The 25007-nt window shown below is 74.6% G+C and carries 21 protein-coding genes and 2 tRNA genes; 17 read left to right on the plus strand and 6 right to left on the minus strand.

Going from position 1 to position 25007, the window contains the following annotated elements; all coding sequences use genetic code 11:
* Positions 1-110 precede the first annotated feature (110 nt).
* From ACFY60_RS08480 to ACFY60_RS08495, 4 genes are all read left to right on the plus strand, one after another.
* On the plus strand, positions 111-1280 hold the full coding sequence (locus tag ACFY60_RS08480; protein WP_388608945.1) for a helix-turn-helix domain-containing protein: 1170 nt from the start codon (positions 111-113) through the stop codon (positions 1278-1280).
* Between the two features lie 141 nt (positions 1281-1421).
* Positions 1422-2024, plus strand: coding sequence for an oligoribonuclease (gene orn, locus ACFY60_RS08485; protein ID WP_309050206.1), 603 nt, complete (start codon positions 1422-1424; stop codon positions 2022-2024).
* A 105-nt stretch (positions 2025-2129) separates the two neighbouring features.
* Positions 2130-2202 (plus strand) — tRNA-His (locus tag ACFY60_RS08490).
* Between the two features lie 103 nt (positions 2203-2305).
* Positions 2306-2752: a hypothetical protein gene (locus ACFY60_RS08495; RefSeq protein WP_388608947.1), complete on the plus strand. Its 447-nt coding sequence runs from the start codon at positions 2306-2308 to the stop codon at positions 2750-2752.
* A 93-nt stretch (positions 2753-2845) separates the two neighbouring features.
* Here the strand turns inward: ACFY60_RS08495 and ACFY60_RS08500 are convergent, their stop codons facing one another.
* Positions 2846-5524: a cellulose binding domain-containing protein gene (locus tag ACFY60_RS08500; protein ID WP_388608948.1), complete on the minus strand. Its 2679-nt coding sequence runs from the start codon at positions 5522-5524 to the stop codon at positions 2846-2848.
* Positions 5525-5702: 178 nt separating this feature from the next.
* Here ACFY60_RS08500 and ACFY60_RS08505 point away from each other — a divergent pair, with 178 nt between their 5' ends.
* From ACFY60_RS08505 to ACFY60_RS08525, 5 genes are all read left to right on the plus strand, one after another.
* On the plus strand, positions 5703-7028 hold the full coding sequence (locus ACFY60_RS08505) for an ABC transporter substrate-binding protein (protein ID WP_388608951.1): 1326 nt from the start codon (positions 5703-5705) through the stop codon (positions 7026-7028).
* A gap of 91 nt (positions 7029-7119) precedes the next feature.
* On the plus strand, positions 7120-8127 hold the full coding sequence (locus tag ACFY60_RS08510) for a carbohydrate ABC transporter permease (protein ID WP_388609229.1): 1008 nt from the start codon (positions 7120-7122) through the stop codon (positions 8125-8127).
* Positions 8094-8951, plus strand: coding sequence for a carbohydrate ABC transporter permease (locus ACFY60_RS08515; protein ID WP_388608953.1), 858 nt, complete (start codon positions 8094-8096; stop codon positions 8949-8951). The genes ACFY60_RS08510 and ACFY60_RS08515 overlap by 34 nt, the downstream gene beginning before the upstream one ends.
* A 154-nt stretch (positions 8952-9105) precedes the next feature.
* A complete protein-coding gene (gene aspT / locus ACFY60_RS08520) occupies positions 9106-10788 on the plus strand; it encodes an aspartate-alanine antiporter (RefSeq protein WP_388608955.1) in 1683 nt (560 codons plus the stop codon).
* Between the two features lie 73 nt (positions 10789-10861).
* Positions 10862-12517 carry a bifunctional aspartate transaminase/aspartate 4-decarboxylase gene (locus ACFY60_RS08525; protein ID WP_388608957.1) on the plus strand — a complete coding sequence of 552 codons (1656 nt, stop codon included), beginning with the start codon at positions 10862-10864 and terminating at the stop codon, positions 12515-12517.
* A gap of 231 nt (positions 12518-12748) precedes the next feature.
* Here ACFY60_RS08525 and ACFY60_RS08530 read toward each other — a convergent pair whose 3' ends face one another.
* Positions 12749-14152: an ATP-binding protein gene (locus ACFY60_RS08530; protein ID WP_388608959.1), complete on the minus strand. Its 1404-nt coding sequence runs from the start codon at positions 14150-14152 to the stop codon at positions 12749-12751.
* The gene (locus ACFY60_RS08535) at positions 14149-14901 is read right to left on the minus strand and encodes a response regulator transcription factor (protein ID WP_388608961.1); all 753 of its coding nucleotides are present in this window, start codon (positions 14899-14901) and stop codon (positions 14149-14151) included. Before ACFY60_RS08535 ends, ACFY60_RS08530 begins: the two co-directional genes overlap by 4 nt.
* Positions 14902-14979: 78 nt before the next feature.
* Here ACFY60_RS08535 and ACFY60_RS08540 point away from each other — a divergent pair, with 78 nt between their 5' ends.
* Positions 14980-15561 (plus strand): hypothetical protein, encoded by a 582-nt coding sequence (locus ACFY60_RS08540; RefSeq protein WP_388608962.1) that lies wholly within the window; start codon positions 14980-14982, stop codon positions 15559-15561.
* Positions 15562-15574: 13 nt separating this feature from the next.
* Here ACFY60_RS08540 and ACFY60_RS08545 read toward each other — a convergent pair whose 3' ends face one another.
* Positions 15575-16441 carry a spermidine synthase gene (locus tag ACFY60_RS08545; RefSeq protein WP_388608963.1) on the minus strand — a complete coding sequence of 289 codons (867 nt, stop codon included), beginning with the start codon at positions 16439-16441 and terminating at the stop codon, positions 15575-15577.
* Between the two features lie 243 nt (positions 16442-16684).
* Positions 16685-17143: a hypothetical protein gene (locus tag ACFY60_RS08550; protein WP_388608965.1), complete on the minus strand. Its 459-nt coding sequence runs from the start codon at positions 17141-17143 to the stop codon at positions 16685-16687.
* Between the two features lie 225 nt (positions 17144-17368).
* Between ACFY60_RS08550 and ACFY60_RS08555 the strand changes: the two genes are divergently transcribed.
* Positions 17369-18658: a tetratricopeptide repeat protein gene (locus tag ACFY60_RS08555; RefSeq protein ID WP_388608967.1), complete on the plus strand. Its 1290-nt coding sequence runs from the start codon at positions 17369-17371 to the stop codon at positions 18656-18658.
* A 164-nt stretch (positions 18659-18822) separates the two neighbouring features.
* Here the strand turns inward: ACFY60_RS08555 and ACFY60_RS08560 are convergent, their stop codons facing one another.
* Positions 18823-19419 (minus strand): histidine phosphatase family protein, encoded by a 597-nt coding sequence (locus ACFY60_RS08560; RefSeq protein ID WP_309052771.1) that lies wholly within the window; start codon positions 19417-19419, stop codon positions 18823-18825.
* A 158-nt stretch (positions 19420-19577) separates the two neighbouring features.
* Here ACFY60_RS08560 and ACFY60_RS08565 point away from each other — a divergent pair, with 158 nt between their 5' ends.
* The 6 genes from ACFY60_RS08565 to ACFY60_RS08590 all read left to right on the plus strand — a co-directional run bounded on the left by ACFY60_RS08565 (position 19578) and on the right by ACFY60_RS08590 (position 24947).
* Entirely contained in the window at positions 19578-20708 is a 1131-nt protein-coding gene (locus tag ACFY60_RS08565) for a hypothetical protein (RefSeq protein WP_388608968.1), read from the plus strand.
* On the plus strand, positions 20699-22291 hold the full coding sequence (locus tag ACFY60_RS08570; RefSeq protein ID WP_388608970.1) for a hypothetical protein: 1593 nt from the start codon (positions 20699-20701) through the stop codon (positions 22289-22291). The genes ACFY60_RS08565 and ACFY60_RS08570 overlap by 10 nt, the downstream gene beginning before the upstream one ends.
* The gene (locus tag ACFY60_RS08575) at positions 22288-23619 is read left to right on the plus strand and encodes an AAA domain-containing protein (protein ID WP_388608971.1); all 1332 of its coding nucleotides are present in this window, start codon (positions 22288-22290) and stop codon (positions 23617-23619) included. Before ACFY60_RS08570 ends, ACFY60_RS08575 begins: the two co-directional genes overlap by 4 nt.
* A gap of 106 nt (positions 23620-23725) precedes the next feature.
* Entirely contained in the window at positions 23726-24082 is a 357-nt protein-coding gene (locus ACFY60_RS08580; RefSeq protein ID WP_388608973.1) for a hypothetical protein, read from the plus strand.
* Between the two features lie 174 nt (positions 24083-24256).
* Positions 24257-24883, plus strand: a complete 627-nt coding sequence (locus ACFY60_RS08585; protein ID WP_388608975.1) for a hypothetical protein — start codon at positions 24257-24259, stop codon at positions 24881-24883.
* A tRNA-Lys gene (locus ACFY60_RS08590) sits at positions 24874-24947 on the plus strand. The genes ACFY60_RS08585 and ACFY60_RS08590 overlap by 10 nt, the downstream gene beginning before the upstream one ends.
* Positions 24948-25007: the final 60 nt, after the last annotated feature.

The following is a 25007-nucleotide window of genomic DNA, read 5'->3' on the forward strand; positions in this document are numbered from 1 at the left end:
AGTAGATTCGATCATGGGTACCGAAGACTGGGGCCTCGCGCAAAACCGAGGGGAAACGTGCAGGTGCGACACGACCAGGGAGACGCCAACACCGAGGGGGGCTTAGCCTGATGAGCCAGGACTCCGCCGTACCGGAGGTCGCACGGAAGCTGTCCGGGCGCCGCCGTCGCGAAGTCGTCGCGGTGCTGCTGTTCAGCGGCGGCCCCATCTTCGAGAGCTCCATCCCGCTCTCCGTGTTCGGCATCGACCGACAGGACGCGGGTGTCCCCCGCTACCGGCTGCTCGTCTGCGCCGGCGAGGAGGGCCCCCTGCGGACCACCGGTGGGCTCGAACTCACCGCTCCGTACGGCCTGGAGGCCATCGCCCGGGCGGGGACGGTCGTCGTCCCGGCCTGGCGGTCGATCACCTCCCCGCCGCCGCCGGAGGCACTGGAGGCGCTGCGCCGCGCCCATGAGGAAGGGGCGAGGATCGTCGGCCTGTGCACCGGCGCGTTCGTGCTCGCCGCGGCCGGCCTGCTCGACGGCCGCCCGGCGACCACGCACTGGATGTACGCGCCGACGCTGGCCAAGCGCTACCCGTCGGTCCACGTGGACCCGCGGGAGCTCTTCGTCGACGACGGTGACGTGCTCACCTCCGCCGGGACCGCGGCCGGGATCGACCTCTGTCTGCACATCGTGCGGTCCGACCACGGCACGGAGGCCGCGGGCGCCCTGGCGCGCCGGCTGGTCGTCCCGCCGCGGCGCAGCGGCGGGCAGGAGCGCTACCTCGACAGGTCTTTACCCGAGGAGATCGGCGCCGACCCGCTGGCCGAGGTCGTCGCCTGGGCGCTGGAGCACCTCCACGAGCAGTTCGACGTGGAGACGCTCGCCGCGCGGGCGTACATGTCCCGGCGGACCTTCGACCGCCGGTTCCGCTCGCTGACGGGGTCCGCCCCGCTCCAGTGGCTGATCACCCAGCGGGTGCTCCAGGCGCAGCGCCTCCTGGAGACCTCCGACTACTCGGTCGACGAGGTGGCCGGCCGGTGCGGCTTCCGTTCACCGGTGGCCCTGCGCGGCCACTTCCGGCGGCAGCTCGGCTCCTCGCCGGCCGCCTACCGGGCCGCGTACCGGGCCAGGCGTCCGCAGGGTGAGCCCGCCACGGCGGTGCTCGAACAGGTGGTGCCCGCGCAGGTCGCCTCCGGCATGCGCCGGCCGGGCGGTCCGATGGAGCCCGGCAAGCCGCAGTCGGACGCCTACGCCCCCAGCAGGCCCGCCCTGCCGGGACAGCGCAGCGCCCCGTAGCACCGCCGCGGGCAGCGGCACCGAGACCGGCGTGGCCACAAGCCGCGCGCCGCAGGGAACGACGGGCCCCCGGGGACACCTCCCCGGGGGCCCGTCGGCCTGCTCCCCCCGTGAGACGCCACGCCCCCTAAGGTGGGACACATGAACGATCGCATGGTGTGGATCGACTGCGAGATGACCGGGCTCTCGCTGACGGACGACGCACTCATCGAGGTGGCCGCGCTGGTCACCGACTCGGAACTGAACGTGCTCGGCGAAGGGGTGGACATCGTGATCCGCCCGCCGGACGCGGCCCTGGAGACCATGCCCGAGATCGTGCGCCGGATGCACACGTCCTCGGGGCTGCTGGACGCCCTGCCCGGCGGCACCACGCTCGCCGACGCGGAGGCCCAGGTGCTGGCGTACATCCGCGAGCACGTGAAGGAGCCCGGCAAGGCACCGCTCTGCGGGAACTCGGTCTCCACCGACCGCGGCTTCCTCGCACGGGACATGCCGGCGCTGGAGAGCCATCTGCACTACCGGATCGTCGATGTCTCCTCGGTCAAGGAGCTGGCCCGCCGCTGGTACCCGAGGGCGTACTTCAACAGTCCGGAGAAGAGCGGCAACCACCGGGCGCTCGCCGACATCCGCGAGTCCATCGCGGAGCTCCGCTACTACCGGGAGGCGATCTTCGTGCCGCAGCCCGGACCCGACTCGGAGACCGCGAAGGGGATCGCGGCCCGCCACGTCGTACCCGGCGCGTGACCCCTCGCTCGCGCCCGTCGTCAATGCGGGCGCGAGCACCCTCCAGGACCCTGTAGACTTCTTCTCGGCCGGTCGGGGAAACCTTCGGGAAAACCGCCGGTCGTGGTGGGTATAGCTCAGCTGGTAGAGCACCTGGTTGTGGTCCAGGATGTCGCGGGTTCGAGTCCCGTTACTCACCCTGTCGACTCAGGCCCCCGGTTCTTCCGAACCGGGGGCCTGAGTCGTTCCCGCAACGGCAAGCTGTGGATCATCAAGAGCGGCAGGCTCGTGAGGAGCGATCAGTGACTCTTTTCGTCAGGCGGGCAGGTGCGCTGATCCTCGTTCTGGAGGTGTGCTACCTGCTCCTCCTCCAGTTCGCCCTGGCCGTCTTCACGGTGGACACCTCCGAGATCGACCACACGGACGCCGGAGGATACGGCGGTCTCGGCGGCGGTCTCCTCCTCGCCGCCGAAGGACTGACGGTCCTGCTGCTGCTCTGGGGAGCGGCCGCGCTCGGGCTCGCCTCCTTCGCGCACAGGGGCCCCGTGTGGGCGCGTGCCGTGGGCTTCGGCCTGGTGGCCGTCACCCAGGTGTGCGTCGTGTGGGCGGCGACGTCCAACGCCCTGGCGCAGGACGCGGGTCCGGACGTGGTGGTGAACGCGGTGATGGTGCTCCTCGCGCTGACCGCGGGCGCCGCGTGCGTCCTCGGGCTCCGCGGCGGACCCCGGAAGGCGCCCCTCGCGGCCTGAACCGTCCTCTTCCCGGGAAGGCCGGGGCCCCTGTTCGAACGAACCGGGGCCCCGGCCTTCTTCCCTCTCAGCGGCAGTCGGCCGGCGGGCCGGTCAGCCCGTCGCGCACGGCGCGCCTCCCAGGCTGAAGGCGGCGGGTGCGGGGTTGGTGCCGGTCCAGCCGCCGGTGAAGCCGAAGGAGGCGGAGGCCCCGGCCGGGACGGTCCCGTTCCAGCCGGTGTTCCTCACGGTGACGGCGGCGCCGTTCTGGGTGGCCGTCGCGTTCCACGCCTGGCCGACGGTCTGGCCCGCGGCGAAGGTCCAGCCGAGCGTCCAGCCGGTCCAGGGTGCGGTGGAGGTGTTGGTCAGGGTGACGTCGGCCTGGAAGCCGCCCTGCCACTGGTTCGTCACCTTGTACGCGACCTTGCAGGCGCCCGCCGGGGCGGGCGGGTCCGTGGGGCCGGGGCCGGTCCCTCCCGTGTCGCCCTGGATGATGCCGCGCCCGTTGGTGGCGACGTACACCCGGCCGTGGACGCGCGGGTCGCCGGTGATGGTGGCGCCGGTCCAGCCCCACTGGTGGGCGTCGTCGTTGATGCGGACCCAGTGCGCGCCGGCGTCGTCGGACCGGAAGACGCCGCGCACGCCGCCGATCTTCGCGCTGGTGTAGAGCGCCGGATAGGAGGCCCCGGGGGCGGCCTTGCCGAAGCCGATCGCGTCGGCCTGGTCGACCCCGGCGACGCGCGTGAAGGTGGCGCCGCCGTCGGTGGAGTGCCAGAGGCCGTACGCGGCGTCGGGGGCGCCGCCGGCCAGCCAGACGTCGCCTTTCTTCCCCGGCAGGGCCTTGAAGCGGACGTCGCCCTTGGCGGGCAGGCCCGTGGCGCGGGCGGTGAAGGTGAGGCCGCCGTCGGTGGAGACGTAGAAGGTGCCGCCCTTGAAGCCGTAGAAGGTGTTCGGGTCGACGCGGTCCGATTCGACGGTGGCGCCGGCCGGGATGCCGGCGGACGCCGTCCAGGAGGCGCCCTGGCCGGCGGTGGTGTGGACACCGGCGGTGCCGTCCGGGCTCCAGACGAAGCGGCGGCCGTCGGCGGCCGCGGCGACCGTGCCGCCGCCGGTGACGCCGGCGGGCTCGCGTCCGGCGACCCAGTGCGCGCCGTTGTCGGTGGAGAAGGCGATCCGGGGGCCGCCGTCGAGATGGCCGGAGCGCACGACCGTGTTCGGGTCGGCCTCGGCGTAGTCGAGGCTCGTGGTGGAGGTGAAGGTGGGTGAGGTGAACATCATCGACGGGACCTGGCCGAGGTCGGTGTGGCGGAAGCCGCCGACGTCACCGAGGGCGCTGATGAGCGGGGCGCCGGACGGGGGCGCGATGAGGTCGAGGACGGCGGTCTCCTCCAGGCCCCGGACCATGGGCCGGATGGTGAAGGGGGTGTTCCGGTCCCACTTCGTGAGCTCGGTGGTGCCGTAGACGGTGGCGCCGGTGCCGTACATCATGCGGTCCGGGTCGAAGGGGTCGATCTCCAGGGCCTCGGTCATCCAGCCGAGTTTGGGTGTCTGCTCGGGCGGGGCCGGGCTGGCGCCCCAGGTGAGCCAGGGCACGGAGGAGACGTCCATCGTGTACCGGTTGGCGCGGGTCGGATAGGAACTGTAGTCCCAGGCCCGGGTCCAGGTGGCGCCGGAGTCGGTGGAGCGGAAGATCTGGGTGTCGGGCCACCAGGAGCTGTAGGCGGCGACCATCAGGGTGCCCGGGTCGCTCCGGTCGACGGTCAGGCCGCTGAAGCCGTAGTGGGTGTCGGCCTCGGCGACGGGGCTGATGTCGGTCCAGGTGCCGGTGGCGGTGGCGTACCGCCAGACCTGTCCCTTGCCGCCGTCGTACGGGCCGGCCCGGTCGCTGTAGGCGAGGTAGAGGTGGCCGTTCCTGGCGTCGAGGACGCCCTTGTGGGCGAGGAGGCCGGTGGGCTGGCCGGGCAGCCGGCTCCAGGTGGCGCCGGCGTCGGTGGAACGGTAGACCGCGTTGTCCTTGTCGCCGACGCCCGCGTAGATCGTCCTGGTGGCGGTGCCGGGGGTGCCGGTGGACTCGTCGAAGGTGATCCAGACGATGCCCTGCTGGTCGGAGTTGTAGCCGCTGGTGTCGGTGGGGTCCTGCTGGAAGCCGCCGGGGTTGGTGAAGGAGGTGACCTTCGCCCAGGTGGCGCCGGAGTCGGTGGAGCGCCAGAGGCCGTGGCCGCTCGGGGCGCCGAGGTAGAGCACGCTGTTGCGGTGCGGGTCGATCGCGAGGCGCTCGCCCATGCCGCGGCCGGGCATGTTGCCGCCGAGCTTGAACGGGAGGTCGGCGCGGCGCCAGGTGGCGCCTCGGTCGGTGGAGCGGAGGACGGCGCCGTTGCCGGGGTCCCAGTCGTTGGTGTAGGTGCCGACGGCGGCGTAGACGCGGTCGGGGTCGACGGAGTCGGTGGCGAGACCGACGACACCGGTGTGCCCCCAGTCGTCCCAGCCGACGTGGTCGAGGAGCGGGATCCAGGAGGAGTCGGCCTGGTTCCAGCGGTAGGCGCCGCCGATGTCGGTGCGGGCGTAGACGAGGTTCTTCTCGGCCCGGTTGAAGACGATGCCGGGGACGAAGCCGCCGCCGTCGATCCGGACGTTCTTCCAGGTGTACGCGGGAGCCGCCGCCGTGGGGGCGGAGGTGGCGGGGCGGGCGGGTGTCTCGGGTGCGGCGGTCGCGGGGAGCGCGCCGGCGAGGAGGCCCGCGGCCAGGGCGAGGCCGGCGAGCAGCCGGCGGGGGCCGGGTCGTGTTCTGCGCATGGGGATCCCGTCGATGAAGGGGGCGGGGGCGTGGGAGCGCTCCCAATATCGGCAGCCCGCCGGAACGGGGTCAAGGTCCGTGACCCGTCGAAGGCGTTCGACGGGATTCGACCGGCCGGGTGGCCCTCCCGGGCCGGTTCCCCGGCCCGGGGCGCGCGGACCGTTACGGTCGGGCCTCATGTGGAGGTGGAGCGGTGCGTTCCGGCCGGTCGTGGGGCTGCTGCTGGCCACGGTCCTGTCGGCGGGCTGCGCCACCGACCCGCCCGGACCGGCCCCGGCCGGGGTGCGGCAGCCGGTGTCCGGGGAGGGGCGGCGGATCACGCTCACGGTGGGGGTGTTCGGCACCTTCGGTCTCCAGGAGGCCGGGCTCTACGACACGTACATGCGGCTCCACCCGGACATCGCCGTCCGCCAGACCTCCCTCGCCCGCAACGACGTCTACTACCCGCAGCTCCTCACCCACCTGACGGCCGGGTCCGGTCTCGCCGACGTCCAGGCCGTCGAGGTCGGCAACATCGCCGAGGTCGTCGCCACCCAGGGCGGGCGGCTGGAGGAGCTCGGTACGGCGCCGGGGGTGGACCGGGCCGCGTTCCTGCCGTGGAAGTGGGCGCAGGCCACCGGGCCGGACGGCCGCACGCTGGGACTCGGCACCGACATCGGCCCGCAGGCCGTGTGCTACCGCAAGGACCACTTCGCGCGGGCCGGGCTGCCCACCGGGCGGGAGGAGGTGGGGCGGATGTGGGCCGGGGACTGGGGCAAGTACCTGGCGGCGGGGCGCCGGTTCGCCGCCCGCGCCCCGGAGGGCGTCGCGTTCACCGACTCCGCCTCCGGGGTGATGGCGGCGGTCACCGCCGGGGCGGCCCTGCGGTTCCACGACGGGCGCGGCCGGCTGGTGGTGGCGGACAACCCGGCCGTACGGGAGGCCTGGGACCTGGCGGCCGAGTTCGCCCGGGAGGGACTGACCGCCCGGCTCCAGCAGTTCACCCCCGACTGGGACCAGGCCTTCGCCCGGGGCGCGTTCGCGACGGTCGCCTGCCCGGCCTGGATGCTCGGCTACATCCAGGACAAGGCGGGGCCCGCGGGGCGGGGCCGCTGGGACGTGGCGGCGGCGCCCCGGCCGGGCAGCTGGGGCGGTTCCTTCCTCGTCGTCCCGTCCGCCGGGAAGCACCGGAAGGAGGCCGCCCGGCTCGCCGCCTGGCTGACCGCCCCCGCCCAGCAGGCCCGTCTCTTCGCGCTGCGCGGCAGCTTCCCGAGCGCCTCGGCCGCCTACGCCCTGCCGGAGGTCGCCGGGGCCCGGCACCCGTACTTCGGGGACGCCCCGGTCGGCGAGATCTTCGCCGCGGCGGCCCGGGGGGTGCCGCGCGCCCCGGTCGGCCCGAAGGACGCCCTGGTCGCGCAGATCCTCGCCGACACCGGGATGCTCCAGGTCGACCAGACCGGCCGCTCCCCCGCGTCGGCCTGGGACGCGGCGCTGCGGGCCATCGACAACGCCCTGGACCGGTGAGGCGGCCGTGACCGGGGCGAAGCCGCTTCCGCCGCCGTCGGGGGTGACGACGGCGGGGACGGGGGTGTGGGCGGGGCCGACGGCCGGGGGCATGACCGCGGGCGGGGGCGCGGGCGGAGCCGTACCGGAGTCCGCCGCTCCGTCCCTGCCCGTACGGGCGTCCGCCGGACGGGCCGGCCGGGCACGGACCGCGTCCCGCCCCCGGTCGTCCGCCGCGTGGCCGGGGTGGGCGCCGTACCTCCTCGTCGCGCCGTTCTTCGTCCTCTTCGGGGCCTTCGGGCTGTTCCCGCTGCTCGCCACCGGATGGACCTCGCTGCACCGGGTCGAGCTGACCGCGCCCGCCGAGGGCCGGTGGGCCGGTGCGCACAACTACACGCGGCTCCTCGGGGACGAGTACTTCTGGAACGCCCTGGGCAACACCGCCGTCATCGGGCTCCTCGCCACCGTGCCCCAGCTGCTGCTGGCCCTCGGCGTGGCGCACCTGCTCGACGTACGGATGCGCGGACGGGTTTTCTTCCGGGTCGTGGCACTCGCCCCCTACGCCACCTCGGTGGCCGCGGCGACGCTGGTCTTCGCGCTCCTCTTCGGGCGGGACCAGGGGATGGTGAACTGGCTCCTCGGCCTGGCCGGTGCCGGGCCGGTGGACTGGCAGAACGGCTCGTGGGCCGCGAAGTTCGCGGTGGCGTCGATCGTGATCTGGCGGTGGACCGGCTACAACGCGCTCATCTACCTGGCGGCGATGCAGACCGTCCCGCGCGAGCTGTACGAGGCGGCGGCGCTGGACGGGGCCTCGCGGTGGCGGCAGTTCGTGCACGTGACGCTGCCCGGGCTGCGGCCCGCGCTCCTCTTCACGGTGCTCGTCTCGACGATCGGCGCGACCCAGCTGTTCGGCGAGCCGCTGCTGTTCAACAGCGGGGCGGGCGCCTCCGGCGGGGCCGACCGGCAGTACCAGACACTGGGGCTCTACCTGTACGAGCAGGGCTGGGTGAACCTGCACCTCGGGCGGGCGGCGGCCATCGCCTGGGCCATGCTGCTGGTCCTGGTGGTCCTCTTCGGGGCCGTCCGGTGGGCCGGGCGGCGGCGGGAGGCCGCGCGGTGAGCCGGCCGGAGCGGGCCGGGCCCGTCACGTACGCGCTGCTCGCGGTCCTCACCGCCGTCTCCCTCTTCCCGCTGCTGTGGACGGCGGTCGCCGCCTCCCGGACCAGTACGCGGCTGGCCGCCGCGCCGCCGCCGCTGTGGTTCGGGCGGAACCTGCCGCGGAACCTGGGGATCGCCTGGACCGAGGGCGGGCTCGGTGCGGCGATCGGCAACACCGCCGTGGTCGCCTCGACGGTCGCGGCCGGCACGGTGCTGTTCTCGATCCTGGCGGGCTTCGCCTTCGCGCACCTGCGCTTCCGCTTCCGGGGCGCCCTGCTGTTCCTGGTCGGGGCGACGATGCTGGTCCCGCCGCAGCTCGGCGTCGTACCGCTCTATCTGCTCGTGGCGCGGCTGCGCTGGACCGACGGGCTCCAGGCGGTGATCCTGCCGGCCCTGGTCTCCGCCTTCGGGGTGTTCTTCATGCGCCAGCACCTGCGGCGGGCGCTGCCGGGTGAACTCCTGGAGGCGGCGCGGGTCGACGGGGCGGGGACGGTCCGGGTGCTGTGGCATCTGGTGCTGCCGGCGGCGCGTCCGGCGGCGGCGGTCCTCGGGATGCTGTCCTTCGTGGCGGCGTGGAACGACTTCTTCTGGCCGGTCCTGGTCCTGACGCAGACGGGGAACCCGACGGTGCAGGTGGCGCTGACGGGCCTCGGGCGGGGGCACGTGCCGGACCAGTCGGTGGTGATGGCGGGGGCGCTCCTGGGGACCCTGCCGCTGCTGGTGGTCCTGGCGGTGTTCGGGCGGCAGATCGTGGGCGGGGTGATGCGGGGCGCGGTGAAGGGCTGAGCCACGTCTCCTTCCGGCGGGTCCGGCGCCGTCTCACCCGGACGGGTGAGGTGATGATCCACTTCCCCGTGCCCCCTGTTAGCTTCCCCTTATGCCCGAGATCTCCCTGTACGCCCCCTTCGCGGGTGCGCTCCCCCGGCCGGAGTGAGGCCGCATGGGAGTCCTGCGCGACCACCCCGAACTCGCCCTCTTCCTCTGCCTCGCCGCCGGATACCTGCTCGGCAAGCTCCGGGTCGGCCCGCTCACGCTCGGCGGCATCTGCGGCACCCTGATCGTCGCCCTGCTGCTCGGCGCCTGGACGAAGGTCACCGTCTCCGACGACGTGAAGACGATCTTCTTCGCGCTGTTCATTTTCGCGCTCGGCTACATGGCGGGACCGCAGTTCTTCGCCCACCTCAACCGCAGGAGCCTGCGGTTCTTCGCCCTCTGCCTCATCGAGGTGGTCTGCGTCGTCGGCATCGCGCTCGGCCTCGCCAAGGCCTTCGACCTGGACGTCGGCACCGCCTCCGGCATCCTCGCCGGAGCCGCCACCGAGTCGGCGGTCGTCGGTACGGCCACGGAGGCGATCGGCAAGCTCTCCGACCTGACGCAGCAGCAGATCACCCAGTACCAGGGCCATGTGGCCACCGCGTACACCGTCTGCTACCTGTTCGGCCTCATCACCATCGTGATCTACACCAGCCAGGTCATGCCGATGCTGATGCGGATCAGCCTCCGCGACGCCTCCCGGGAGCTGTGGGAGAAGATGCGCGGGTCCGGCGGGGGGCTCGAGGCCGGCGAGCGCGAGGCGCTGCCGGGCCTGGTCGGCCGTACGTTCCTCGTCACCCAGGCGGACGGCACGACCGTCACCGACCTGGAGCACCGGCTGGGCGGCCGGGTCACCGTCGAGGCGGTCAAGCGGGGCAGCAAGGTCCTCACCCCTCCCCCGCCCGGTTTCACGCTGACCCTGTCCGACCTGGTGCTGACCGTCGGCCGGCGCTCCCACATCATCGAGGCGGGCCGGATCATCGGACCGGAGACCCCGGCCGTCCCCGGTCTCGACACCCCGCTCGCCACCACCCAGGTCTCCCTGACCGACAAGGCCCTGGCCGGCACCTCGATCGACACCCTCACCCGGGAGCACCCGGAGTTCACCTCCGGGGGCGTGTACGTGACGGACGTCCTGCGCGGTGACCAGAACCTGCCGGCCACCCCCGAGACGGTCCTGCATCGCGGCGACGTCCTCACCCTGGTCGGCTCCCGCTCGGGCCTCGGCAAGCTGGCGACGAAGATCGGGGCGACCGTCAGGAACGACGCCACCGACTTCATCTACCTCGGCCTCGGCATCGCCTGCGGTTCGCTCCTCGGCCAGGTCGTGGTCCGCTTCGGTGACGTCCCGATGTCGCTCGGCACCGGTGGCGGCTGTCTCGTCTCCGGCCTCCTCTTCGGCTGGTTCCGCTCCCGCACCCAGACCTTCGGCGCCTTCCCGCCCCAGGCCGCGACGACCCTGAAGGACATGGGCCTCGCGATCTTCATCGCCTGCACGGGACTGGTGTCGGGCCCGCAGGCCTGGCCGCTGCTCAAGCAGTACGGCGCGCTCCTGCCGTTCGCCGGGATCGCCATGGTCCTCGTCCCGGCCACCGTCTCGCTGATCGTCGGCCGCAAGCTCCTGAAGATCGAGAAGCCGCTGCTGATCGGCGCCATCGCGGGCCAGCAGTGCTCCACCCCGGCGATCACCTCCGTCACGCAGGTCGCCCAGAGCTCCGTCCCGATGCTCGGTTACACGATCACGTACACGCTCTCGAACTTCCTGCTCCCCCTCACCGGCCCGCTGCTCGTCGGCATCCTCGGCGCGTGAGGGGCGCCGCCCCGGACCCCCGGCCCCCGAGCCGCCCGCTCCCGCCCCCGACGGACGGAAAGGACACCCCGCCGTGCCCCAGACCACCTTCACCCGTGAGCAGATCCGGGCCTTCGCGCAGCTCTCGCCGTTCGAGCTGAAGGACACCTTCATCCGGATCGCACAGGCCGCGCAGGCCGGTGAGCCGGGCCAGAAGGGCACCTCGCAGACGCAGATGCTCAACGCGGGCCGCGGCAACCCCAACTGGGTCGCGACCGGCCCCCGGGAGGCCTTCCTGGCCCTCGGCCACTTCGCCCTCTCGGAGTCCCGCCGGGTGTGGACCGCCGACGACCTCGGCGGCATGCCGGAGCGCGCAGGCTCGGGCGCCCGCTTCGACGCCTTCGTCCGGCGGCACCCGGACCTGCCGGGCATCGACCTGCTCCGGCGGTGCGTGGAGTACGCGGTGGAACGCTTCGGCTTCGACAAGGACGCCTTCGTGCACGAGCTGACCGACGGCTCGATCGGCGACAACTACCCCGTACCGGACCGCATCCTCACCCACACCGAGCAGGTCGTGCGCGGGTACCTGGCCGACGAGGTGTTCGGCGGACGGCCGCCGGCCGGCAACCTGTCGCTGTTCGCCACCGAGGGCGGCACGGCCGCCATGTGCTACGTCTTCGACTCCCTGGTGAAGAACGGGATCCTGCGCAAGGGCGACCGGATCGCGTTGATGGTGCCGGTCTTCACCCCGTACATCGAGATCCCCGAGCTGGACACGTACGCGTTCGACGTCGTCCAGGTCGAGGCGTCCCGGTTCGCCGGAACGGGCGTGCGCGAATGGCGCTACCCGGCGGAGGAGATCGAGAAGCTGGCCGACCCGTCGGTGAAGCTGGTCTGCGTCGTCAACCCGTCCAACCCGCCGTCCCTGGCGCTGAGCGAGCGGGTCACGACGCAGCTGCGGGAGATCGTCGCCACCCGCAACCCGAACCTGCTGATCGTCACGGACGACGTGTACGGCACCTTCGTGGAGGGCTTCCGCTCGCTCGCGGCCGACCTGCCCCGCAACACGCTCCTCGTCTACTCGTACTCCAAGCACTACGGCTGCACCGGCCACCGCCTCGGCGTCATCGGCCTGAACGACGACAACGTCGTCGACGAGATGCTGGCGAACCTGCCGCAGGAGGAGAAGGAGCGCCTGAACCGGCGGTACGGCACGCTCAGCCTGGAGCCGGAGAAGATCCGCTTCATCGACCGGCTGGTCGCCGACTCGCGCCAGGTCGCGCTCAACCACACCGCCGGGCTCTCGCTCCCGCAGCAGGTGATGATGGTCCTCTTCTCCCTCTTCGACCTCCTGGAAGAGGGCCAGGTGTACAAGGAACGGATCCGGGGGATCGTGCGCCGGCGGCTCGATCTGCTCCTCGAAGGCGCGCGGATGAAGATCGCCGACGATCCGCTGCGGGCCGCGTACTACGTCGAGCTGGACCTGCTCGCGGAGGCGGAACGGGTGCACGGGAAGGACTTCGCGGACTTCCTGGTGAAGAACTACGAGCCGGTGGACCCGCTGTTCCGGCTGGCCGAACAGACCGGCGTGGTCCTGCTGAACGGCGGCGGCTTCGACGGCCCCGAGTGGTCCGTGCGCGTCTCGCTCGCCAATCTCGAGGACCTCGACTACCTGAAGATCGGCCACCAGCTGCGCAGGATCTTCGACGACTACGAGGAGGAGTGGAGGACCGCGCGGGCGGCCGGCTGAGCGGGACCGGGAGCGCGCCCCGGCCGGCGGTGGGGTGGTACCGGCCGGGGCGCGCGGCGTGGGGGGAGGGGGAGGGGTGGCGGCGGTTCGGGGCGGTGGAGGGACAGGCGTACGGGTGCGGGGCGGGGTCTTCGACAGGTACGGCGGCAGGCTAGCGGGGGCGGGGGCGCCCCGGCGGCCCCAGGCGGTTTCTTAGGGTCCGCTTAAGGCGGGCATCGGCTCGACGAAAGGTCAGGCCCCCCGGACGCCCGCCGCGGGGCGCCGGCCGCGGCGCGGCGTCCTGCGGCCGCGGCGGCCACCGGAGTCACCGGCCCGGCGGGTGCCCAGACCGATCCAGATGCGGACCTCGGTGCCGCCGAGCACCGAGTGGCCGATCCTGACGTCGCCGCCCGTGGATTCGGCCATGCGGCGCACGATGTCCAGGCCGAGCCCGGTCGAACCGGCCCGTTCCCCGCTGTTGCCGCGGGCGATCGCGGCGGCCGGGTCGGCGATGCCCGGGCCGGCGTCGGAGACGAGGACGATGACGGCGTCCTCGCCGTTGTGCAGGTCGACGGAGAAGGCGGTGCCCTCCGGGGTGTGCCGGAAGACGTTGCCGAGGAGCGCGTCGAGCGCGGCGGCGAGTTCGGGCCGGGCGACGGGGATGCGGACCGGCCGGTCCACGCCCGCGACCCGGACCCGGCGCCCCTCGTCCTCGGCGAGCGCCGACCAGAACCCCATGCGCTCGCGGACCACCTCGGCCGCGTCGCAGCCCGCACCCGCGCCGGTGGCCTGGGTCTGCGGCTTCGCCTCCCGGGCCGTACGGATGATGGTGTCGACCTCGCGTTCCAGCTGTTCGACGGCGGCCCTGGTCTGGTCGGCGGCCGGCCCCGAGCCGAGCGAGGCCGCGTTGAGCCGCAGCACCGTGAGCGGGGTGCGCAACCGGTGGGAGAGGTCGGCGGCCAGTTCGCGTTCGTTGGCGAGCAGCTGGACGACCTGGTCGGCCATGGCGTTGAACGCGACGGCGGCCGACTTGAGTTCCGGCGGCCCCTCCTCGGGGACGCGCGCGCCGAGCTTCCCCTCGCCCAGGTCGTGGGCGGCGCCCGCGAGGCGCTGGGCGGGCCGGACCATGCGGACGCCGAGCCGGTCGGCGACGGCGACGGAACCGACGACGAGGGCGGCGCCGACCCCGGCGAGAACGAGCCAGGCGGTGGCGACGCCGTTGCTGACCTCGCCCTCGGGCACGAAGAGTTCGACGACCGCGACCTGGCCGCTGCCGACCGCCGTGGGCTGGAGCAGCGCGAAGCCGCCCGGCACCTCGGTGATGGAGGCGCGGCCGAGCGCGCGCGTGGTGGCGAGGTCGGCCGTACCGGCCCGGCGGGCGCCGATCTCCAGGGCCCGCCCGCCCGGCCCGGCACCGGGCACGTGGACGGCGAGGCGCCCGGCGGCCCCGTCCTCGGTGGTGGCGACGGCCCTCTCCAGTTCGGCGCGGTCGGTGGTGATGGCGAGGACCGGGGCGAGACCGGCGGCCTTGCGCTCGGCGTTGGAGAAGGCCCGGTCGCGGGCCATCTCGGCGACGACCAGGCCGAGGGGGACGGCGAAGGCGACGACGACCATGACGGTGACCGCGAGGGCCACCTTGACGAGGGCCCATCTCACGAGCGCGGCCCCGCGCCGCCGTCCGGGCCCGTTCCCGCCCCCGCCCCGGCCTCCCGGGGCGGTTCGAGCTTCACCCCGACCCCGCGCAGGGTGTGCAGGTAGCGCGGGCGCGCCGCCGTCTCGCCCAGCTTCCGGCGCAGCCACGACAGATGGACGTCGATGGTCTGGTCGTCCCCGTACGCCTGCCGCCACACCTCCGCGAGCAGCTCCCTGCGCGGGACGACCACGCCGGGCCGCCCGGCGAGGTAGGCCAGCAGGTCGAACTCGCGCCGGGTCAGATCGAGCACGGCCCCGTCCAGTTCGGCCTGACGCCGCAACGGATCGACGGTGAGCCCGCCGACCCTGAGCACCCTCGACGGGGGCACCTCCCCGCTCCCGGCCCGCGCCCTGCGCAGGACCGCGGCCATCCGGGCCGAGAGGTGGTCCACCGAGAACGGCTTGGTGAGGTAGTCGTCGGCACCCGCGTTGAGGAGCCGTACGATCTCGGCCTCGTCGTCCCGGGCCGTCGCGATGATCACCGGTACGTCGGTGATGCCGCGCAGCATCTTCAGCGCCTCGGCCCCGTCCAGATCGGGCAGTCCGAGGTCCAGGATCACGACGTCGAAGCGGACATGGGCGACCTCGCGCAGCGCCTCCAGAGCCGTGCCGACGCTCCGTACGGTGTGGGATTCCGCGGGCAGCGCCGTCAGGTGCCTGATGAGGGCGGAGCGCACGAACGGGTCGTCCTCGACCACGAGCACACTTGCCATGGGCGGCACCGTACGCCATCCGGGGGACGGGCTACGCGGGTCCACCCGACCGCCCGCGCCGGCGCGGGGTGGTGCAGTATGGCCCGGATGCGAAGAGGACTCGTGCACGCGCTGGCCTGGTCGCTCGCCACCGGCGCGGCGGTCACCCTGTCCTGGTGGGGGGTGCACACGGTGCTGGCCGGCACCGCCTACGACCCGCCCCGCGCGCTGCCCCTGCCGGCCGTCGCCACCGGCGGCGAGGAACAGCGGGCGTCCTCCACCCACCGCCCCTCCCCGCCTCCTTCCTCGCCTCCGCCGCCGTCGCCGGCCTCCTCCGGCCCCGCCACCCCGGAACCGTCGGGGGACGGGGGCGCAGGCACCCGTGCACCGTCCTCCGCTCCTCCGTCGTCCGCGCCCGCGGCGCCGGCGACGACCCCGCCGGCCGCTCCGCCGTCCCGCGCGCGGGGCTACACGGTGGACGGCGGCCGGGTCACCTTCGATCTCGGGGAGTCCTCGGCCGAGCTGGTGTCGGCGACGCCCGCGTCCGGCTGGCGGATGCAGGTGTGGAAGCAGCCGTCCTGGATCCGGGTCACGTTCACCCGCGACGGCCGGGAGCAGTCGGTGTTCTGCGTGTGGCACGACACCGCGCCCCGCGTGCAGATCGAGGACCGGCGGGCGTAGTCGCCGTCCCGTCCTACCGGAAGACGGAGGGCGGCGGCACGGGGGACGGCTTGGCGCCGGCGTCGGTGACGGGGGCCGCCCCGCCGGTGAAGTCGGTGAGGGCGCGGCCGTGTTCGACCCGGCCCGGGTGCGGGTCGCCGGCGACCCGGCGGGTCAGCTCCGCGACCGGGAGTTCCCGGTCGGAGGCGACCAGCACCGCGTTGCCGAAGCGCCGGCCGCGCAGCACGGTCGGGTCGGCGACGAGCGCCAGTTCGGGAAAGACGCCCGCGGCCGTGGCGACCTGGCCGCGCAGATGGGCCAGGGGCGGGCCGTCGGCGAGGTTCGCCGCGTAGAGACCGCCGGGCCGCAGGGCCCTGCGTACCTCGGTGAGGAACTCGGTGCTGGTGAGGTGGGCGGGGGTGCGGGCCCCGCTGAAGACGTCCGCGATGATCAGGTCCGCCCAGCCGTCCGGCACCTTGCCGAGCCCGGCGCGGGCGTCGGTGGACCGGACGCGGACGCGGGCCCCGGGGTCGAGCGGCAGGGCGCGCCGGACCAGCTGGACCAGCGGCGCGTCGATCTCCACGATCTGCTGGGTGGAGCGGGGCCGGGTCGCGGCGACGTACCGGGCGAGGGTGAAGGCGCCGCCGCCGAGGTGGACGGCCTGGAGCGGCCGGTTCGGCGGGGCGGCGAGGTCGGCGACGTGGCCGAGGCGCCGCTGGTACTCGAAGGAGAGGTGGGCCGGGTCGTCCAGATCGACGTGCGACTGGGGGGCGCCGTCGATGAGCAGCGTCCAGGCGCGGGGCCGTTCCCGGTCGGGTATGAGTTCGGCGAGGCCGCCGTCGACGGTCTCGACGACGGACGCGGCTCCGGCCGCCCGGTCCCGCTGCTTGTTCCTGGCCACGGCCCCATTATCCGCGCCCGGCCGGTGCCGGTGCCCCGGAGGCGGCCGGCGCCCGGAGCGTGGGCCGTGGCGTGCTGCGGGCATGACGGAAGGCCCGGGCCGGGAGCGGGTCGGTGACCTGGGGCCGGTACGGGCGTGGCGGGCGTGACGTGCGCGGTGCGACGTCCTGCGACGGCGGGTGGTGCGGCTCCGTGGCGATCGCCGGCGGGTTCCGCGAAGACGGGTGCCGGGTGGATCAGCGGGTCAGCGGCAGCCGTCGGCCGCTTCGATCATGCGGGCCGCCTGTCCGAGGGCCTCGCGCAGGACCGCCGGGTCGGTGACCGTGCCGCTGTCCCCCGGCGGCAGCAGCCAGCCGGCCGGGCGCGGCGCGTCGCCCGCCGGTTCGGGCAGTTCGGGAAGTTCCGGCAGGCGCAGTCCCCGGCCGGAGGTCTGCGTACAGGCGCTGCCCGGCATGTCCCAGGCGGCCGCCGTCCCGGGCGGCACCAGGAAGCCGAGGGTGTCGCAGTCCCCGTCGTGCAGCACCGGCCCGACCACCGGGGCACCGCCGCGCCGCAGGATGTCGACGGCCTCCAGGCCCTGGCGGACCGGCACGGTCACCAGGTCGCAGGGGCCGGCGGGCCCGGTGGCGGGGGGCGCCGCGCCGGTCTCCGGGGCGGGCGCGGGCCAGGTGGCGGCGGCCGACTGCGATCCGATCTCCGACATGGGGGACCCCTCCTCGCTCCGGAGGAGACGCGTTCCGTCTCTCCATACGGTTCAACGCCCGTACGCGTCAACGGCTACGGCGGCACGCCGCCGCAAAGGATGGCAGTTCATGGCAGATCGCGGGCGAGATATCCGCTTTGTGGTCAAACTCAGCGTACGCATCCGGTCACAGCAGGTACGTTCTTGCCGCCGGAACACCCGGCAGCACCAGGAGAGGGCTCGGCCATGGCCATGTCACGGGCAGTTCCCAATCTCGCCTTCCGGCGGCTCCGCGGACAGCACTCGCCGGCGGAGTTCGCCGCCGCGGTCCGCCGGGCGGCGCGGGAGATCGGCGAACAGGTCGCGTGCGACGCCCGCTACATCGGGCGCGTGGAGGCGGGCGAGATCCGCTGCCCCAACTACGCGTACGAGCGGGTCTTCCTGCACATGTTCCCCGGACTGACCCTCGCCGACCTGGGCTTCTCCGCACGGGAGGCGGTGCGCGGCCGACGGCAGGCGCTCACGGCCGCGGTGCCACCGCCCCCCGCCGTCACGACCCGGAACGATGAGGAGAGCGACGTGCTGCGTCGCGCATTCATGACGAGCGGGACCGCCGCCCTGGCGGCCGCCTCGCTGGGACTCGGCGGCACGGCCGTCGCGATCCCCGCCCCCCGCGGCAGCGGCCACCGGATCGGCGAGGCCGAGGTGCGGGCCGTCGAGGAGGCCGTACGCCAGATCCGGCTGCTGGACGACCGGCACGGCGGCGACGGGCTGTACAAGGTCGCCGCGCAGCCGCTGCGCAGCGCCTACGCCCTGCTGGACGCGGGAACCACGGCCCGCCGCTCCACCGAGGACCGGCTGCACGCCGGTGCCGGTGAACTGTCGCTCTCCGTGGGCTGGCTGGCGCACGACTCCGGCCGCCACGAGGACGCGCGCTCCCACTACGCCGAGGCGCTCGCCACCGCGCGGGTCGCCGGTAACGCGGCGCTGGAGGCCCACGCCTTCTGCAACACGTCCTTCCTGGCCCGGGACACCGGCCGGCACCGCGAAGCGGTCCGCGCCGCGCAGGCCGGGCTGCGGGCGGCCCGGCCGCTGGGCTCGGCCCGGCTGCTCTCCCTGCTCTGCCTGCGGGAGGCCGCCGCCTGGGCCTGCCTCGGGGACCGGTCGGCCTGCGAGGAGGCCCTCGGCCGCGCCCACACCCACTTCGAGCGGGGCACGGCCGACGACGACCCCGAGTGGATGTCGTTCTTCGGCGAACCGGAGCGGGAGTCCCTGGAGGCGCACTGCTGGTCGGCGCTGGGCGACTGGGGCCGCGCGGCCCGCCACGCCCACCGCGCCACCGTCCTGCAGAACCCGCACTTCGCCCGCAACCTCGCGCTCTACCGCGCGCAGCTCGCCGGAAACCTGGCCCGCGCGGGCCGCCCGGACGAGGCGGAGGCGGAGGCCCGCCGCGTGGAGGAGTCCCTGGCGGGCATCGCCTCCGCCCGCATCGACGGCCTCCTCACCGACACCCGCCGGGTCCTGGCCGCGTACTGAGAAGCGGCGGCGGTACGGCTCGGGGCCGGACGCGGGTGGCCGGGGCCGGGACCCGGAAGCGACCCGGCGCGGTCGGTTCAGGCACCGAGTGGCTCCGCGCCAGGACTCGGCGGCGCGCTACCGGACCGGGCCGGCCAGCACGGCGGCGGCCCCGGCCCGGGGGCCTAGCGCTCCAGGTGGCCCGTGTCGTTCCAGCGTTCGATCGCCGGGGCGCCGTACGCCCAGCCGAGTACGGACAGGCTCGTCGGGTCGAGGCGGATGCGGGAGGCGAAGGAGACGTCCTCGCCCAGCCAGCGCGCGCCGATCGAGCGCAGGATGTGGCCGTGGGCGAAGACGAGGACGTCCCGGTCGGCCGAGCGCGCCCAGGCGACGATCTCGTCGGCGCGGGCGGAGAGCTGCTCCAGCGTCTCGCCCTCGGGGACGCCGTCGCGCCAGATCAGCCAGCCGGGCCGGCGCTCGTGGATCTGCGCGGGCGTCAGCCCTTCGTACGCGCCGTAGTCCCACTCCATGAGCGCGTCCCACGGCTCGGCCCGGTCGGCGAAGCCGGCGAGCGCGCAGGTCTCGCTCGCCCGGACCAGCGGGCTGGTGCGCACCTCGACGCCGGGCAGGCCCTGCCACGGCCCCCGGTGCAGGCGCTCGCCGAGCAGCTTCGCGCCGCGCCGGCCCTCGTCGAGCAGCGGGATGTCGGTCCTGCCGGTGTGCCGGCCGAGAAGCGACCACTCGGTCTGGCCGTGCCGGGCGAGCAGGATGCGCGGTGCCATGGAAGGGCTCTCCAGAGGTTCACGGTTCAAGGGATTCCCCTCCATCATCGCCCAGGCCGGTACGGCACCCGCCGGGGCGGGCCCCGTACCCGTCACGGCGGCCGGCTCCGTGGCGGAACCGCCCCCGGTTGTCGGTGGCGGATGCGAGACTTCCACGGGTGAGCACTTCCCTGGACCACGGCCCGTCCCGATCGCCGCAGCCACCCCTCCGGCAGCTGCTCGCCGAGCTGCGCGGACCGGCGGTCGCGCCGCGCCCGCTGGACGCGCGGGCGCTGGCGGCGCTCGCCGCCAACCCCGGTTGCCGCCGGCGCGCCCTGCTCGACGGGGCGGGTGTCGACAAGGCGGCCCTGGCCTCCAAGCTCGGCTCGCCGGCGCCGTTCGGGCAGTCGCAGTTCGCGATCGTGCGGGGCAACTCCTTCGAGGCGAAGGTCAAGGCGGACGGCGGGCGCGAGCTGCTGCGCCTGCTCGGCGTGGAGGACCCCGGCACCGTCTCCGTACCGGATCTGGCGGCGTCCGGGCCGCAGGGGCGGGCCGCCCGGACGGCGCTCGCGCTGCGGGAGGCGACCGCCGCCGGCGGCTGGTCGCTGCTCGACCATCCCATGCTGGTCCTGGAGGTGGCCGGATCGCCCGTGTACCTGGAGCCCGACGCGGTCCTGGTCCGTCCCGACGGGCGGTGGACGGTCGTGGAGATCAAGTCCTTCCCGATGATCGACGGCGCGGCCGACGCGGCGAAGGTGGGCGCCGCCGCCCGCCAGGCCGCCGTGTACGTGCTGGCCCTGGAGCGGACGGCGGCGGTGACCGAGGGCGCGGAGGTGGCGCACACGGTGCTGCTGGTCTGCCCCCGGGACTTCTCCAACGCGCCCACGGCCTCCCGGGTCGACGTCCGCAAGCAGCGGGCGGTCACCCGCCGCCAGCTGGCCCGGCTGACCCGCATCGAGGAGATCGCGGACGCGCTGCCGGAAGGCACCGGCTTCGATGTGACGGAGCGTTCGGCGGCGGAACTGGCCGAGGCGGTGGAGTGCGTGCCCCACGCCTACGCCCCGGAGTGCCTGTCCGCCTGCGAGCTGGCCTTCCACTGCCGGGCACGCGCCCGTGAGGCGGGCGCCGTGGAGACCCTGGGCCGTTCGGTACGGGGTGAGCTCGGCGGCCTGACCACGGTCGGCGCCGTGCTGGCGGCGGCGCGCGGCGAGGAGGGCGACCCCGGCGATCCCGCGGTGGCGGCCCTGCGCAGGGCCCGGGCCCTGCGCGACGAGGCCCTCGCGGGGACGGGGGCCGCCGCATGTCGCTGATCGCCACCCTGGCCCGGCTGGAGGCGGTGGAGTCCGGGCGTGCGCAGCCGCTGGCCACCGTCCGGCACCGGCACCTGTCCGACCGGCCGCTCGTCCTCGTCCCGCTGACCACCGCCGGTGAGGCGGGCGCCCCGCTCGGCGCCCTGGTCGGCACCGATCCCGAGCGGCCCCGGCTCCTGGTGGTGCCGCAGCCCCGGGACCGGGAGCTGCGGTTCGCGTTCCTCGCCGACCTGGCGGAGGAGGTCCTGCCGTACCTCGACGCGTACACGGACGTCGTGGAGATCGTCGAACGCAACGAGACGGATCCCGCGACCGGCAGGCGGACCAGGGTCGAGGCCGAGCTGTGCGCGGACGCGCCGCAGCTGATCGTGCCGAGCCGGGCGGGCGTCGAGTACGTACGGCTCCTCGGGCGGTCCATGCGTTTCCGGCGGACGGCCGAGCAGGACCCGGACGCGCCGTTCCCGGCGCCGCCCCGGGTGCCGCTGCTCGGGCGCTGGCTGACCCACTACGGGGAGCGGGCCCGGGTGCCCGGTTCCTCCCTGCTGCTCGCGGCGACCGACCTGCTGAACCGGCACTGGGCGACCGGCCAGTCCTCCCTGGAGGACCAGCACCTGGCCGCGCTGCTCGCCTGGATCGACCCGCCGGAGGGCGCGTCGGGCGCGGAGGCGGCCCTGCGGGCCGAGCTGGGCCGGGACGCGGACGGCGGGCTCCTGTGCCCGCCGGCCGGGCCGGCCACCGATCCGGCCTTCGACAACCGGCTCCTCGCGCCCGCGATCGAGCGCTACGACCGGGCCCGGCAGGCGCTCGGCGCGGCCGAGGACGGCGAGGCGGCCGACCGCGGTCTCGCCGGGCTGCACCGGGCCGAGCGGGAGCTGCGGCGCCTCGTCGCCTCCCAGCTGGAGCCCACGTGGGACGCGGTGTGGCGGGCGCTCGGGCTGCTGCGCGGGCTGCCGGAGGGGGCCCGGGTGGCCGAGCGCTGGACGGGTGACCGCTGGTCCTTCACCGCCCACCGGGACCGGGTCGCCGCGGGTGAGCCGCCCCAGCCGCGCCGGGACAGCGCGGTCGCGGCGGCGGCGAAGCTCGCGGCCCGGGAGCGGGCGCAGGCGCAGCTGGAGGCGCAGGAGGCCCTGGACGATCCGCTGGTCCTGGCCGGGCGCCGGCTCGCGGGCGAGGCGTTCGCCGCCGAGGTGGTGGAGGTGACGATGGCGTGGACGGAGTCGAAGCGGCCGGCGCCGCGCCCGCTGCTCACGGTCCGCACGGACGACCGGCCGCACCTGGCCGAGGGGGTGAAGGTCTTCCGTTCCCTGGAGGGCAAGCCGCAGGCGGCGGAGTTCGTCCGGTACGAGGAGGACGGGGCGCTGGTGCTGCGGCTGCTCGACCGGATGGGCCGGTCGAAGGAGCCGGCCGAGGGCTCGGTGCCGGAGAAGGGCGAGCTGCTGGCCTGGACCCTGTTCGAGCACGACCAGCGGGTGGGGCCGCGGCTGCCGGACCCGGACGAGACGCCCTGGACGCACGGCGGGCCGCCCGCCGGTGCCGACACCGCCGAACTGCCCGACGCCGTGACCCCCGAGGACCTGCTGTGACCCTGTTCGATCCCGGTGCCGAGGCGGCGCGGGCGACGTCCGCGATTTTGGCCGACACCCTGCACGGCACCTCCCGGGGTGTGGTGGTCGACTCCCCGCCGGGCGCCGGCAAGTCGACCCTGGTGGTGCGGGCGGCCCTGGAGCTGGCGGCCGCCGGACGGCCGCTGATGGTGGTGGCCCAGACGAACGCCCAGGTGGACGACCTGGTGCTGCGGCTGGCCGAGAAGCAGCCCGACCTGGAGGTGGGGCGGCTCCACTCGAACGACCGCGACGCGTACGACAAGGCGCTCGACGACCTGCCGCAGGTCCGGAAGTCGGCGAAGCCGGGGGAACTGACCGGGCTGCCGGTGGTGATCTCGACCGCCGCGAAGTGGGCGCACGTGAAGAACGTGGAGCCGTGGTCGTACGCCATCGTGGACGAGGCGTACCAGATGCGTTCGGACGCGCTGCTCGCGGTGGCGGGCCTCTTCGAGCGGGCGCTGTTCGTGGGCGATCCGGGGCAGCTGGACCCGTTCTCGGTGGTGGGCGCGGACCAGTGGGCGGGGCTCTCGTACGACCCGTCGGCCTCGGCCGTCTCCACCCTGCTCGCGCACAACCCGGAGCTGCCGCAGCACCGGCTGCCGGTGTCCTGGCGGCTGCCCGCCTCGGCGGCGCCGCTGGTGTCGGACGCCTTCTACCCGTACACGCCGTTCCGCAGCGGTACCGGCCACGGGGACCGGCGGCTCTCCTTCGGCGTGGCCTCGGACGGTTCGGGTCCGGACCGGGTCCTGGACGAGGCCGCCGCCTCGGGGTGGGGGCTGCTCGAACTGCCGGCCCGGCACACCCCGCGCACCGACCCGGAGGCGGTCGGCGCGGTCGCCCTGGTGGTGCGGCGGCTCCTGGACCGGGGCGGGGCGGCGGTCTCGGAGCGGTCGGAGCACCCGGTGCCGCTGACCCCGGACCGGATCGCGGTCGGCACCGCCCACCGCGACCAGGCGGCGGCGGTGCGGGCGGCGCTGACGGAGCTGGGCGTGTCGGGGGTGACGGTGGACACGGCGAACCGTCTGCAGGGGCGCGAGTACGACGTGACGGTCGTCCTCCACCCGCTCTCCGGGCGCCCGGACGCGACCGCCTTCCACCTGGAGACGGGCCGTCTGTGCGTGCTGGCCTCGCGCCACCGCCACGCGTGCGTGGTGGTGTGCCGGGCGGGCGTGGCGGAGCTGCTGGACGAGCATCCGTCGACGGAGCCGGTGCAGCTGGGCGTCACGGTGAAGTTCCCGGACGGCTGGGAGGCGAACCACGCGGTCCTGTCCCATCTGGCCGAGCACCGGGTGAGCTGGTCACCGTGAGGCCGGGGCCCGGAGCGTGGGCCACGACGCGCCCTTGCGGGGCGCGGGACAATGGAGGACGGCCCGGGGTTCCGGGCCGTCCGTGTGCGCGAGGAGGAGAAGTGCGATGGCGGAATCCGCGGAACGGAGCGGTCAGCGGCGGCTCAGGCCGACTCCGCTGATCTTCGAGCCTGCCGAGGCGACCGCCGACCCGGAGCACTTCTTCGACCTGGAGTCGATCGAGGACCCGAAGGAGCTGCTCGCCCGGGCGACGGAGCTGACGCTGGCCTTCCGGGCGGCGACGGACCGGGCGATCGAGTTCCAGGCGGTGGCGGCGGCGCAGCTGGCCGACCCGAAGCGGTTCGACCGGCTGACGGTGGCGGCCGTGGCGGAGCGGGCGGAGTGGACCGAGGACTACGCCCGCAAGATGATCGAGTTCGGCCGCGACCTGATCCGTACGAACGGACGCCCGGCGGAGGACTGAGGGGCGGCCGGGGGCCGGGGGCGCACGAAGGGGTCGCCGGGCGGGGCCGGACCGGTCCGGAGGCACCGGCCGTCTGGCATATGCGGGGCGTACGGTACTCCCCCGCCGGGGCTCCTGTCCGGGATTTCCGGAACTCTCGGCGACCGGATCGTCACCCCGGGTAGATGTGGACGCATGACGACCTGGCTGCGCGACGAGACCCCGCACGACATCTTCCGCTTCCTGCGCGAGGGCGACGACGGGCGCCACCAGACCGCCCGGGTGACCACCGCGGGGGCCGCCTGGCTGGCCTCGGCCGCCGGGGACCGGGGTGGGGCCCTGGAGCGCTGGGAGGCCCGGCCGGCCTCACCGGCCGTGCTGCCCTGCGGGACGCTCTTCGACGTCGTCAACGTGGACCCGGTCTTCGGGCGCCGCATGCTGGACCGCCTGTGGGAGGAGGGGCCCGGTTCGGGGCCGGTCGCCGTCCACCGGGGGCGGATGCTGCTGTTCGCCGCGCCCGGGACGGCCCAGCGTCTACCGGCGCTCCTGGAGTGGGAGGAGTGGGGCGACGCCGTGCCCCGGCCGCTCTGCCTCGGGGTCGGGGACGCGGTGACGGTGCCGGCGCTCGCGCCCGCCGGTACGGCGGGGCCGCGCTGGCTGGTCGCCCCCGACACCCGGTACCCGTGGCTGCCCGGGCCCGAGGTCGTGCTGTGGGCGTGCGTGCGGGCCGTCCGGGCGGCCTCCGCCGCCGACGTGCGGGTATCGATTTTTCCTCCCGCCGGTCCGGGTGCTAATGTCTACGACGTCAGCAGGCGCCGCTAGCTCAGTTGGTTAGAGCAGCTGACTCTTAATCAGCGGGTCCGGGGTTCGAGTCCCTGGCGGCGCACCGACAGAAGAAGCCCCTCGCGCAGGCGGGGGGCTTCTTCGTGCTCCGGAGAAGGCCGCG

Source organism: Streptomyces sp. NPDC012827 (genome assembly GCF_042900905.1).
GTDB lineage: Bacteria > Actinomycetota > Actinomycetes > Streptomycetales > Streptomycetaceae > Streptomyces > Streptomyces gulbargensis.

Coding starts and splice junctions, on each gene's coding strand:
- ACFY60_RS08580 (WP_388608973.1), top strand. CDS start 23,726: ATGGCGGAATCCGCGGAACGGAGCGGTCAGCGGCGGCTCAGGCCGACT.
- ACFY60_RS08560 (WP_309052771.1), bottom strand. CDS start 19,419: ATGGCACCGCGCATCCTGCTCGCCCGGCACGGCCAGACCGAGTGGTCG.
- aspT (WP_388608955.1), top strand. CDS start 9,106: ATGGGAGTCCTGCGCGACCACCCCGAACTCGCCCTCTTCCTCTGCCTC.
- ACFY60_RS08585 (WP_388608975.1), top strand. CDS start 24,257: ATGACGACCTGGCTGCGCGACGAGACCCCGCACGACATCTTCCGCTTC.
- ACFY60_RS08535 (WP_388608961.1), bottom strand. CDS start 14,901: ATGGCAAGTGTGCTCGTGGTCGAGGACGACCCGTTCGTGCGCTCCGCC.
- orn (WP_309050206.1), top strand. CDS start 1,422: ATGAACGATCGCATGGTGTGGATCGACTGCGAGATGACCGGGCTCTCG.
- ACFY60_RS08500 (WP_388608948.1), bottom strand. CDS start 5,524: ATGCGCAGAACACGACCCGGCCCCCGCCGGCTGCTCGCCGGCCTCGCC.
- ACFY60_RS08570 (WP_388608970.1), top strand. CDS start 20,699: ATGTCGCTGATCGCCACCCTGGCCCGGCTGGAGGCGGTGGAGTCCGGG.
- ACFY60_RS08555 (WP_388608967.1), top strand. CDS start 17,369: ATGGCCATGTCACGGGCAGTTCCCAATCTCGCCTTCCGGCGGCTCCGC.
- ACFY60_RS08510 (WP_388609229.1), top strand. CDS start 7,120: ATGACCGCGGGCGGGGGCGCGGGCGGAGCCGTACCGGAGTCCGCCGCT.
- ACFY60_RS08550 (WP_388608965.1), bottom strand. CDS start 17,143: ATGTCGGAGATCGGATCGCAGTCGGCCGCCGCCACCTGGCCCGCGCCC.
- ACFY60_RS08480 (WP_388608945.1), top strand. CDS start 111: ATGAGCCAGGACTCCGCCGTACCGGAGGTCGCACGGAAGCTGTCCGGG.
- ACFY60_RS08540 (WP_388608962.1), top strand. CDS start 14,980: ATGGCCCGGATGCGAAGAGGACTCGTGCACGCGCTGGCCTGGTCGCTC.
- ACFY60_RS08505 (WP_388608951.1), top strand. CDS start 5,703: ATGTGGAGGTGGAGCGGTGCGTTCCGGCCGGTCGTGGGGCTGCTGCTG.